This window comes from Avibacterium endocarditidis (genome assembly GCF_002921145.1).
GTDB classification, from domain to species: Bacteria; Pseudomonadota; Gammaproteobacteria; order Enterobacterales; family Pasteurellaceae; genus Avibacterium; species Avibacterium endocarditidis.
In genome coordinates, this window is sequence record NZ_PQVI01000073.1 from 1 (window position 1) to 9,921 (window position 9,921).

Annotated in this window: 14 protein-coding genes; 4 read left to right on the plus strand and 10 right to left on the minus strand. The window is 45.5% G+C overall.

What is annotated here, in order from left to right:
* Window positions 1–261: 261 nt before the first annotated feature.
* Together C3Z13_RS05665 and dkgB are read right to left on the minus strand one after the other, a co-directional pair.
* Window positions 262–849, minus strand: a complete 588-nt coding sequence (locus C3Z13_RS05665; protein ID WP_103855291.1) for an NAD(P)H-dependent oxidoreductase — start codon at window positions 847–849, stop codon at window positions 262–264.
* A 215-nt stretch (window positions 850–1,064) separates the two neighbouring features.
* Window positions 1,065–1,874 (minus strand): 2,5-didehydrogluconate reductase DkgB, encoded by an 810-nt coding sequence (gene dkgB / locus C3Z13_RS05670; protein ID WP_245872569.1) that lies wholly within the window; start codon window positions 1,872–1,874, stop codon window positions 1,065–1,067.
* Between the two features lie 185 nt (window positions 1,875–2,059).
* Between dkgB and C3Z13_RS05675 the strand changes: the two genes are divergently transcribed.
* Entirely contained in the window at window positions 2,060–2,965 is a 906-nt protein-coding gene (locus C3Z13_RS05675; protein ID WP_103855292.1) for a LysR family transcriptional regulator, read from the plus strand.
* 72 nt (window positions 2,966–3,037) lie between these two features.
* On the opposite strand, the gene C3Z13_RS12270 is transcribed toward C3Z13_RS05675, so the two are convergent.
* The 4 genes from C3Z13_RS12270 to C3Z13_RS05690 all read right to left on the minus strand — a co-directional run bounded on the left by C3Z13_RS12270 (window position 3,038) and on the right by C3Z13_RS05690 (window position 5,050).
* On the minus strand, window positions 3,038–3,544 hold the full coding sequence (locus C3Z13_RS12270) for an ABC transporter six-transmembrane domain-containing protein (RefSeq protein ID WP_245872570.1): 507 nt from the start codon (window positions 3,542–3,544) through the stop codon (window positions 3,038–3,040).
* The gene (locus tag C3Z13_RS12275) at window positions 3,531–3,881 is read right to left on the minus strand and encodes an ABC transporter six-transmembrane domain-containing protein (RefSeq protein WP_245872571.1); all 351 of its coding nucleotides are present in this window, start codon (window positions 3,879–3,881) and stop codon (window positions 3,531–3,533) included. Before C3Z13_RS12275 ends, C3Z13_RS12270 begins: the two co-directional genes overlap by 14 nt.
* Window positions 3,866–4,315: a MarR family winged helix-turn-helix transcriptional regulator gene (locus tag C3Z13_RS05685; protein WP_103855293.1), complete on the minus strand. Its 450-nt coding sequence runs from the start codon at window positions 4,313–4,315 to the stop codon at window positions 3,866–3,868. The genes C3Z13_RS12275 and C3Z13_RS05685 overlap by 16 nt, the downstream gene beginning before the upstream one ends.
* A gap of 105 nt (window positions 4,316–4,420) precedes the next feature.
* Window positions 4,421–5,050 (minus strand): putative quinol monooxygenase, encoded by a 630-nt coding sequence (locus C3Z13_RS05690; RefSeq protein ID WP_146256875.1) that lies wholly within the window; start codon window positions 5,048–5,050, stop codon window positions 4,421–4,423.
* A 316-nt stretch (window positions 5,051–5,366) separates the two neighbouring features.
* Between C3Z13_RS05690 and C3Z13_RS05695 the strand changes: the two genes are divergently transcribed.
* Window positions 5,367–5,666, plus strand: coding sequence for a DUF4298 domain-containing protein (locus C3Z13_RS05695; protein WP_039162333.1), 300 nt, complete (start codon window positions 5,367–5,369; stop codon window positions 5,664–5,666).
* A 119-nt stretch (window positions 5,667–5,785) separates the two neighbouring features.
* Here the strand turns inward: C3Z13_RS05695 and C3Z13_RS05700 are convergent, their stop codons facing one another.
* From C3Z13_RS05700 to C3Z13_RS05715, 4 genes are all read right to left on the minus strand, one after another.
* Window positions 5,786–6,487, minus strand: a complete 702-nt coding sequence (locus C3Z13_RS05700) for a putative quinol monooxygenase (RefSeq protein ID WP_103855295.1) — start codon at window positions 6,485–6,487, stop codon at window positions 5,786–5,788.
* A 65-nt stretch (window positions 6,488–6,552) separates the two neighbouring features.
* A complete protein-coding gene (locus C3Z13_RS05705) occupies window positions 6,553–7,302 on the minus strand; it encodes an SDR family oxidoreductase (protein WP_103855296.1) in 750 nt (249 codons plus the stop codon).
* 140 nt (window positions 7,303–7,442) lie between these two features.
* On the minus strand, window positions 7,443–7,730 hold the full coding sequence (locus C3Z13_RS05710) for a YciI family protein (protein WP_103855297.1): 288 nt from the start codon (window positions 7,728–7,730) through the stop codon (window positions 7,443–7,445).
* A 12-nt stretch (window positions 7,731–7,742) separates the two neighbouring features.
* Complete coding sequence (locus C3Z13_RS05715; RefSeq protein ID WP_103855298.1) at window positions 7,743–8,300, minus strand: NAD(P)H-dependent oxidoreductase; 558 nt, start codon at window positions 8,298–8,300, stop codon at window positions 7,743–7,745.
* A gap of 107 nt (window positions 8,301–8,407) precedes the next feature.
* On the opposite strand from C3Z13_RS05715, the gene C3Z13_RS05720 reads away from it, so the two are divergent.
* Both C3Z13_RS05720 and C3Z13_RS05725 read left to right on the plus strand, forming a co-directional pair.
* Entirely contained in the window at window positions 8,408–9,313 is a 906-nt protein-coding gene (locus C3Z13_RS05720; RefSeq protein WP_103855299.1) for a LysR family transcriptional regulator, read from the plus strand.
* Between the two features lie 131 nt (window positions 9,314–9,444).
* Entirely contained in the window at window positions 9,445–9,834 is a 390-nt protein-coding gene (locus C3Z13_RS05725) for a RidA family protein (RefSeq protein WP_103854125.1), read from the plus strand.
* The last annotated feature ends 87 nt before the right edge of the window (window positions 9,835–9,921 follow it).

Sequence of the window (9,921 nt, forward strand, 5' to 3'; positions counted from 1 at the left end):
AAAAGAACAAGAATTGGCCGACCGACTATTGCACCTCATTCAAACATGGCAGGCGGACTGGGCGTGTCCTGAATTGGATGCTGCCCTACCTCCAGCAGTTTTTTGCCCAAAACATCATTAGAAAAATAAACGTCCCCAATGGGTGGTTTGTGGAGAAGGTGACATAAAAAAGCTGCCTGAAAGACGGTTAAGTTTCAGGCAGCCAAAAAGAAAACCCGAGTTCACTATTCAAACTCGGGTTTTATTCATTCATTAAAACGATTACGCCGCCTTACCAAAAACCGCCGCCAAATGCTTGCGGTAATTCTCAATATACAGCGGCACATTCGGTGATTTAATCACGTCATTGCAGATAAACGTTGGCAGCGCTGTTGTACCAATAAATTCGTTGGCTTTGTGGAAGTGGTTGTACACACCGTCCACGCCCACGCCGTCAAAGAAATCGCCTTTACGGGTGAAGGCTTCAATCGGCGCGTTCCAAGTGAGCGAAAGCATATGTTTACGCCCTTGCAATAATCCGCCTGTGCCGTAGCCTTCGGTAGGGTTCACGCGGTGGCGGCCATCGCTTTGGTAGATTTTGCCGTGTCCAAAGGTGAACACTTCGTCAATGTATTTTTTCACGATCCAAGGCTCGCCCATCCACCAACCTGGCATTTGGTAAATCACCACGTCCATCCAAAGGTATTTTTCGATTTCCGCTTCAATGTCATAGCCTGCGTCAATGTGGGTTTCTTGAATGCTATGTCCGAGTTCGGTGAGTAGTTTCTTCGCTTCTTCGTGTAATGTCGCGTTAAGTTCACCGTGAGAATGACCAAAAGATTTTCCGCCGTTAAGTAATAAAATGTTCATAATTTATCCTTGATTATTGATAACTGTTGTTTGATATGAGAATTATAAGATTAAGATTATTTAAGAAAAAGCACTTAATCTGCAAATTATTTTTGCGAAATTAGCAAAAATTTGTGCTATTGCACTTCTTTTCACTTATCTCTAAGAAAAAGTGCGGAAAAAAACACCGCACTTTTCTTTGCTAAAACAACTTAAAAATTCAGACGGCGTTGGGTTTAGTCGTCCCATTCCGCAGCCAAGCCTTCAGGGCTAACTTCACGGCTACCGCGGTCTAGCGCGTTGATCATTTCAATTTCTTGATCGCTAAGTTTGAGTTCTAGCGCTTTTAAGTTAGAAATTAAATTTTCTCGTTTGGTTGATGAAGGAATCACCGCAAAACCGCGTGCCAATGCCCAAGCCAGTGCCACTTGTGCGGTGGTTGCGCCATGTGCTTCGGCAATTTGTGTCAATACAGGATCCTTTAACACTTTGCCATAAGCCAACGTCATATACGATGTAATGGCAATGCCTTCTTTTTGCAGAAAATTCACTAAGTTCGGGTTTTGCAAATAAGGACTAAGCTCAATTTGATTAGTGGCGATATGCTCTTTGCCCACTGTTTCAATCGCTTGTTGCGTTAAAGCGATGTTGAAGTTAGACACGCCGATTTGCTTAGTTAAGCCCGCTTGTTTTGCTTCTAATAACGCATTCATATAATCAGGCAATGCCACGCCATTGCCCGGCGCTGGCCAATGGATTAAGGTTAAATCCACTACATCAGTACGCAATTTACGCAAGCTGTCTTTTAGGCTTTCCGCCAATTTTTCTGGGCTGTAATTGTCCACCCAAATTTTGGTGGTTAAGAATAAATCTTCACGCGGCACACCGCTTTCCGCAATGGCTTGCCCCACTTCCGCTTCATTGCCGTAAATCTGGGCAGTGTCAATGGCACGATAGCCAACCTCTAACGCATTTTTTACTGAATCAATCACGGTTTGACCTTGTAAACGGAAAGTCCCCACACCGAATTTTGGAATTGTCATCATAAGTTCTCCATTATGTAAATTAAGTAAATTTCGCACCTTGTGTGCTTGATGTAGGGCATTATACGGCATAGATTTTTGTGAAAAAGAGCCTAAATCGCAAATTATATTTGCTTATTTTGCGAAAATGACTTGTCTATTCTATGGCTTGGCGCTAATCTGTAAGGAATTTTTTAAGGAAGTATTCAATGAAACTGAACCTAGACGCCTTACATACTTTCGTACAAATTGTAGATAAAGGCTCAATTAGCGCAGCGGCACAAAGCCTGAATTTGCCAGTTTCCGCGGTCAGTCGCAGCCTATCAAAATTAGAAAATGACTTAGACACGGTTTTACTGCAACGCAGCACAAGGCGAATGTATCTGACCGCTGAAGGCGAATTATTATTACAACAAGCACGGCAAATCCTAGACAGCGTACAAATCGCCGAAGAAAAATTGTTGGCACGCAAAACCGATGCCAGCGGGTTATTGCGCATTAACACCGCCGCTCCCGTAATGCGGCACGTTTTAATCCCTGCCTTAGCGGAATTTTTACAGCGTTATTCTCGCATTGAATTAGAACTGAACAGCAATGATAACTTAATTGATTTGTTGGAAGAACGCACCGATGTCGCCATTCGGATAGGTGCGTTGCAAGATTCCAGTATGCACGCAAGACTATTGGGCAAAACAGCGATCCGCATTTTGGCTAGTCCCGAATATTTAAAACAGCACGGCGAAATTCATAATGTCGAACAATTATTACAACATCGTTTATTAGGCTTCTCTCAACCCGCCCACTTAAACCAATGGCCGATATTAGACGCCAGCGGGCAAATGCTCACCATTCACCCTAGCGTTACCGCTTCCAGCGGCGAAAGCTTGCTTGCGTTGGCACTCAATCATACTGGCGTGGTTTGTCTATCGGATATGATGACGGAAACCGCACGGCAAAATGGTGAACTAGTTGAAGTTTTACCCGATCTACGCCAAACGGTTTTACAGCCCATCTACGCCGTTTATTACCGCCACTGCCAACTCACCGCCCGAGTCGCCTTGCTGATTGATTTTTTGAGCGAGTATTTGCCAAAGCAGGCGTGGTGCGTGCGATAGCCTGTTCAGGCAACCTAAAAGAAAACCCAAGTCCACTATTCAAACTCGGGTTTTTATCAAGACGGTTTTTCCTCACCCCACCTGCACCCTTTGCGCAATGTCTTTTAAATTACTGTAGTTTTCCACCAAACGCGGCGCATCATCCAGCGCCATGGCGAACATCCACAAATAAGTCGTTATCGAATAAACATGCCCAGCGCTTTGATAGCCGTGCAGGCTTAAATAAACAAAGCTAAAGCCAAACAGCACACTCATCGCCGTCCCAATCAGAAAATAGCCCAAAGCCTCACGATTAGAAATCAGCACGCGCAAACGCGCCACCAAACGATAATGCCGCCAAAGACGGTTGGCATCACTTTGGCGGATATGGTGATTATCCTGCTCCAGACGGTTATTCAGACGGCCATAAAGCCCCTCACTCATTCGGGAAAACCACGGCAGCAGCGACAGAAACAGCAATAAAATCAACAAAGAAAACAGACCAATCGGCCATTCCAACACCATTAACATCAGACACGCCCCCGCAATCGACAAAATAGAGGTGATGGACTGCGGCAAATGTTCCTCAAAGAAATTCAACAAACTCCCGCGACAAAGCCACTCTTGCGGTAATGGCAGAAACAGAAACCGCCTGCGCCCGCTGTTTTAAAATCACGGGGACGGCGATTTGCGTATAAATATGAGTAAATGCACGGGTATCGACCGAACGGCGCAATCCGCCAATGCCCCACATCAACAGCACCAACAGGCCATAAGTCAGCGACTGCCACACTTGCCCATTCATCACCGCATTGACGGCAAAACCGCCAAATAAGGGATAGCAAAGAAACAGCAAATTTTCCGCACCGACCAAGGCAAAAGTGGCCAGTAATAAGCGGAAATGGTTCTGACCGATATTTTTCAGGCTTTGCCACATGATGCCTGCTCCACATGCTGGGCAAATACTTGCTCAAACTGCTGTAATAGCTGACACAGCTGGCGCGTATTTTCCGCACCAAACTGCTCAAAAACCGTCTGGCTTAATTGCTCAAAGGCCTGCACCAAACCGTCCGCCTGTGCTTGGCCTTTTTCGGTTAAAACCAACCATTTTTCCCGTCTGTCCTTTTCGCTGTCCTGAATGGCAATCAAGCCCTGTTCCTGCAATTGTTTGCACAGACTAAACACCGTCTGCTTGGACAATTGCCATGCCTCGCTGATGTTTTTCTGCGTCAAACGCTGCTCTTCTGACACCGCAATGCCATACAGCACGGCAAAACGGTTGTAGGGAATGCCCTGCTTTTGCAGCCAGCGGTCATATAAATGTTCGATACTGCCCATTTGCTGAGCAAGCTGTTCCAGATGATTGCGCATAAAAAAGTCCGAAAATTGACTAAAAAGCCATTATAGTCAATTTTCAGACTAAATCAAGAGTAAAAAGATAGACAGTGGGGTTGAGAAGATATTTTCAGACGGCCTTTAATACCGAAAACCGCCCTGATTGCCTACCACTTCAGCCTTAACCTTCAGCATTTCTTTTTCTTCCACCATCTCCGCCGTCTTGGTCAAATATTCCTGAAAATGCGGAGTTTGGCGGTGTTGTTCATAGGCCTTGGCATCGGCATAGATTTCAAAAAATAGCCAATGATTCGGGGCATTTTTCTCCGTGCCTGCCGCCATCAGCCAAACGCCGTTTTCTTTGTCCATCGCGATTTGCATTTCATTTTTCACTATTTGGGCAAACTCGCTTTGATACTCGGGTTTGACGCGGACTTTCACCAAATTGGTCTGCATGGTTTCTCTGGGCGTAAAGGCTTTCTCTGCCCAAAATTGCAGGGTTAATGGGGTGAATTTTTTATGGTCGGTAAGAATTTTCGGCGATGCTTGCAAAAAATACTGGTATTGCAGTGAGTTTTTATGGGTTTGGTAAGCGGCTTCATCGGCGTATAACTCCAGCATATAGCCGAGTTGCGGATTCTCTTGGGATTGTAAGGCAATCATCGCCAACGTGCCTTTTCGTTTTGAGGGAGGTTTGGATATTGTGCTGTGCCACTTGTTGATAGGCGGCATTTTTTGGCCTTCGGCAATGCCAAGTTCAAAGAAGTTCATGATGGGGGCTGCCTGAACGCTGAGGGCTGGCTGAAAGGGCAAGTGCGGTCATGATTTTTTTCATGGTTTTCCTCCTAAAACCATTCACTCCCCGAAACCGCCATTCACTACGATGGCTTATACCTCTACTACCCCCACCGCCGCCAGCATTCACCGCTATTTAAAGCGTTGGTGGAGGTGTTGCAGGAGGAAGAATAGGGCTATTTCCCCAAAAATAAGGTGTTTCGTATATAATAAACGTATTGCCCTGAATGAGAAGGGATTCCCCTTCTACAATTTGATTATCCTCCCTGAAGGAACAACTTAAGGAATTCTTATGACATCAGAAGATCTTCAACACCTACAAAATCAATACAATCAACTGGTTGATTTAATCGACGTTTTTCAAAAAGACATCGCCAAATGGCAACAAGCCGCCCATCTTGCCAAAACGCTTCAAACCTTTTATTCCTCTCAACAATGGCTCGCATTACACGAAAAAATGGCGGACTTTCCCATTGAAACGAATAATCACTATCACGTTTTATCTGAAGACGGTATTTATGACACTTTCACCGAATTGAGCCAATTAGCCAATAAAATGAAAGTTATTTTAGAAGATCTCAATCATTTTTAAACATAAATAATTGCAGGATGGATTACAAAATCCAAGCATATCGCTCTATCTTTATTTGCTCTTCTGTATTGAATAATGGCTAAAAATCTTGTGGAAAATACCTATTTTCAGGCAGCCACCTATCTCGCCGTCCAACTCACCCCGCCTTGATTGCCAAGATACAGCGGTTGAACGGTTCGATAATCTTTGCTTTCCAGCATTGCCGCGGTGTCTTTGAGGTAAGCTTGGAAATGGGGTGTTTGGCGGTGGGCTTGGTAGGCGGCATCATCGGCGTAGATTTCAAAAAACAGCCATTTGTTGGGTTGATTTTGATAGGTGGCGGCATACATTGCCAGTACGCCGTTTTCGGTTTCGAGTGATTGTGCCATTTCTTGGCTGACGATGCGTTTAAAGTCGGCGTTGTGTTGCGGTTTCACTTCCACCATCACCAAATTGGTGCGATAGGGCGCGGTGGCTTGCACTTTTTTGTCGCCTAAAAATTGTGGCACAAGCGGGGTGAACACTTTGTGGTCGGTCAAAATGGTGGGCGACTGGGCTAAAAAGGCTTGGTATTGTGGCGATTCGCGGTGGGTTTGGTATGCCGCATCATCGGCATAGATTTCGATCATATATGCCATATCGGGCTGTTCGCTCGGCTGCACGGCATACATCGCCAGTGTGCCTTTTTCGTTTTTGAGGGAGGTTTGGATATTGTATTCGGCGACTTTTTCATAATCGGCGTTTTGGCCTTCGGCAATGCCAAGTTCAAAGAAGTTCATGATGGGGGCTGCCTGAACGCTGAGGCTGGCTGAAAGGGCAAATGCGGTCATGATTTTTTTCATGGTTTTTCCTCAAAAAGACGGCGGAAAACGCATGCTTTCCGCCGTCTTTCGTGCGATTGATTGAATTACCAAGGCTGGGTGGTTGGGCCAATGGTGATTTCGCTGATGTCGGTGTCTTCTGGCTGGCTTAGAGCAAACAGCACGGCATTGGCGACACGGTCGGCAGGGATTTCGTACGTGTCGTACAGTTCACGATAGCCTTTGGAAACCTGTTCGTTGGTGATGCCTGCGACCAATTCTGACTGCACGGCGGCAGGATAGAGGGTGGTGGTGCGGATATGGGTGCCCGCTTGGGCGGATTCCATCCGCAAGGCTTCCATGATGGCTTTTACTGCCCATTTGGTGCCGCAATATACCGCCGCGCCTGCATAGACTTTCAGCCCTGCCACTGATGAGGTGCTGAGAATATGCCCTGATTTTTGTGCCTCAAAAGTGGGCAAGACGGCGGCAATGCCGTTCAATACGCCTTTGATGTTCACGTCCACCATGGCATTCCAATTGCCGGTTTCCAATGCGGAAAGCGGCGAGCTGGGCATGAGGCCTGCGTTGAGGAAGATGGCATCGACTTTGCCGAAACGGTCTTTGGCAAGCTGTACAAGGGCTTGATTGTCTTCGGCTTTGACTACGTCCGTCACGCGGTAAGCGGCTTCACCGCCGTTTTGCGCGATTTTGTCGGCAATGGCTTTGAGCTTGTCTTCACGGCGCGCGCCCAAGACGATTTTTGCGCCTGCTGCTGCCAGTTTATAGGCGGTGGCTTCGCCAATACCTGATGATGCGCCTGTGATGATGACGACTTTATCTTGAATATTTTGCATTTTTTGCTCCTATTTTGCGAGAGAGAAAGATTTGACCAAATGTTAAGTGCGGGCAAATTTTATGAGATTTTTATTTCTTTTTTTCAGACGGCATAAGCATTTGATAAGGCCGTCTGAAAGCTTGTTTGGCGTGATTTCGCTTAATTTGCCATTTCTATTAAATCATTTGCGATAAATTTGGCAGCAAACTCACGAACCTGATAATCCGCTAACTGTTTATGGAAATACACGTCTTCCGCCAGAATCGCTTGCAAAGCGGCTTCATTTTCCACTTGGACGATAATCAAACCGCCTTTGTGATCTGCGTATGGGCCAAATAGCAGGAATACGCCCGCTTCCGCATACTTTTTCAGCCAAGCTCGATGCTCTTCTAACAAGGCATTCACGGTGTTATTTGTGGGATCTAATGAAATTTGTACTAAAAACATACCGCACTTTCCTTAATCTTGAATGGTTTTAACTAAGCGTGTTGCGTGATCAAGGGCTTTCTCACGCACTGCTGCAAGCTGTTCCGCAGTGCTGACATTCGGAATTATCATCATTCCATTGGAATACACAGGCGGTAGCCACTGCATTTGGCAAAGGTTCGCAAGCTGTTGAAATGCGGGTAAAAATTGTTCTACTGTGTGATGCATTGCACCGTCAGGCTGATATTGCTCCGCCGCTGCGCCCGTGGTGAAAGAGATAAGCAATTTTTTGCCCGCCAATTTGCCGCCCGTGCTGCCGTGCGCAAAGCCATACACAAACACATCGTCCACCCATTTTTTCAACAGTGCAGGATAGCTATACCAATAAAAAGGGAACTGCAACACGATTGTGTCCGCATTGAGCAAGCGGTTCTGCTCCGCCGCCACATCAATTTGGTAATTTGGATAAACCAAGTCCAAACGCACTATTTCGGCTTGTGGCAAGGCTTTTTCGAGTTGAGCGAGAATTTCACGATTCGCCACAGAATGCTCTAAATCGGGGTGTCCTGAAATAATTAATACTGAGTTCATTTTTGTTCCTTATTGCGTTCTGAATGAATTTGATGCGTAGTATAGACTTGCGCCATTGATTAAACTAGACTAACAATAACTAAAACAGAATTAGGTAAAAACTAACAATGGATAGCTCAACCTACCAACAACTGCGTATTTTCCACGCCATTGCCCGTGCTGGCAGCATCAGCGAAGCGGCTCGCACATTGGGAATGACCACACCTTCTGCTAGTCAGGCATTGAAATTGCTGGAACAAAAAATGGATATGCCACTGTTTTGGCGAAACACTCGGCGTGTGGTGCTAACGGATGCGGGACAACGATTGTTGAACCAAACGGGTTCATTAATGGCACAGCTGGAACACAGCTTTGACGCGCTGATCATCGAAGAACACGAACCCGCAGGCTTGGTGAAAATCACCCTTTCGCGTTTTGCGTACCGTTTGATTATTCAGCCTTATTTAGCCGAATTTAACCAGCGTTATCCGCATATTTGCTTGGACATTTCCGTCTATGACGGTACGGTGGATTTGGTACAAGCAGGCTATGATTTGGGCATTCGCTTTGGCGATAAAATTGATGAAAATATGGTAGCGCGTCAATTACTGCCATCTTTCCAAGAGGGGCTATATGTTTCCAAAAATTACCTGCAACAATATGGCGAACCGCAAAGAGATAACCTGCATCAACACCGACTGATCGGCTATCGCTTCATCACCACAGGACAAATCCTGCCGCTGATTTTGGAACAAGGCGGCGAAAGCGCAAGCGTGGAAATGCCTACGCCAATCATCTGCAACGACATCGACACCATCGCAGACGGCGTGCGCGCTGGCTTGGGCATCGGGCGTTTATTCACGTCCATTCATCAGCAATTGCCCGATAAAAACGACTTTATCCCTGTATTAACCGACTATTGGCGCAATTATCCACCTGTTTATTTGTATTACCCACAAGCCAGCCAAAAGATTAAACGCGTAGCGGCGGTGATTGATTTTTTGGTGGGGAAAATGGTGTGTAAGGGGACATGAAGAAGATTTTTGATACCAAAATATCAAATATAATGGGAGATTAATCTCCCATTATAAATAGATTTTCCTTTCAGTTTTCGGCAAGATTGCATAGAATAAAACCATCTTTTCATTCAATAAAAGGAAATAAAATGACAAAAATTATTCATACCGAAAAAGCGCCAGTGGCGATTGGGCCCTATGTACAAGCGGTGGATTTAGGCAATTTAGTGCTAACTTCTGGGCAAATTCCGGTAAATCCTGCAACAGGTGAAGTGCCGGTGGATATTGTGGCTCAAGCACGCCAATCTTTAGAAAATGTGAAAGCTATTATTGAACAAGCGGGTTTAACTGTGGCTGATATTGTGAAAACGACAGTTTTTGTTAAAGACTTGAATGATTTTGCTACAGTAAATGCAGAATATGAACGTTTCTTTAAAGAAAATAATCACCCTAATTTCCCTGCGCGTTCTTGCGTAGAAGTGGCTCGATTGCCAAAAGATGTGGGTTTAGAGATTGAAGCGATTGCCGTAAGAAAATAATCCCTCCCAAATAAGGGCGAATGCTATCGCCCTTTTTCATTATAGCTAGACAAAGTCTAGCTATAAACCATACGCTATGCGTATGGA

What these genes read in the sequence shown, in the direction of transcription:
- dkgB (WP_245872569.1), bottom strand. Translation starts at nt 1,874, where the DNA reads ATGATGACAATTCCAAAATTCGGTGTGGGGACTTTCCGTTTACAAGGT.
- C3Z13_RS05720 (WP_103855299.1), top strand. Translation starts at nt 8,408, where the DNA reads ATGGATAGCTCAACCTACCAACAACTGCGTATTTTCCACGCCATTGCC.
- C3Z13_RS05710 (WP_103855297.1), bottom strand. Translation starts at nt 7,730, where the DNA reads ATGTTTTTAGTACAAATTTCATTAGATCCCACAAATAACACCGTGAAT.
- C3Z13_RS05725 (WP_103854125.1), top strand. Translation starts at nt 9,445, where the DNA reads ATGACAAAAATTATTCATACCGAAAAAGCGCCAGTGGCGATTGGGCCC.
- C3Z13_RS05690 (WP_146256875.1), bottom strand. Translation starts at nt 5,050, where the DNA reads ATGAACTTCTTTGAACTTGGCATTGCCGAAGGCCAAAAAATGCCGCCT.
- C3Z13_RS05675 (WP_103855292.1), top strand. Translation starts at nt 2,060, where the DNA reads ATGAAACTGAACCTAGACGCCTTACATACTTTCGTACAAATTGTAGAT.
- C3Z13_RS05665 (WP_103855291.1), bottom strand. Translation starts at nt 849, where the DNA reads ATGAACATTTTATTACTTAACGGCGGAAAATCTTTTGGTCATTCTCAC.
- C3Z13_RS05715 (WP_103855298.1), bottom strand. Translation starts at nt 8,300, where the DNA reads ATGAACTCAGTATTAATTATTTCAGGACACCCCGATTTAGAGCATTCT.
- C3Z13_RS05685 (WP_103855293.1), bottom strand. Translation starts at nt 4,315, where the DNA reads ATGCGCAATCATCTGGAACAGCTTGCTCAGCAAATGGGCAGTATCGAA.
- C3Z13_RS05705 (WP_103855296.1), bottom strand. Translation starts at nt 7,302, where the DNA reads ATGCAAAATATTCAAGATAAAGTCGTCATCATCACAGGCGCATCATCA.
- C3Z13_RS12275 (WP_245872571.1), bottom strand. Translation starts at nt 3,881, where the DNA reads ATGTGGCAAAGCCTGAAAAATATCGGTCAGAACCATTTCCGCTTATTA.
- C3Z13_RS05700 (WP_103855295.1), bottom strand. Translation starts at nt 6,487, where the DNA reads ATGAAAAAAATCATGACCGCATTTGCCCTTTCAGCCAGCCTCAGCGTT.
- C3Z13_RS05695 (WP_039162333.1), top strand. Translation starts at nt 5,367, where the DNA reads ATGACATCAGAAGATCTTCAACACCTACAAAATCAATACAATCAACTG.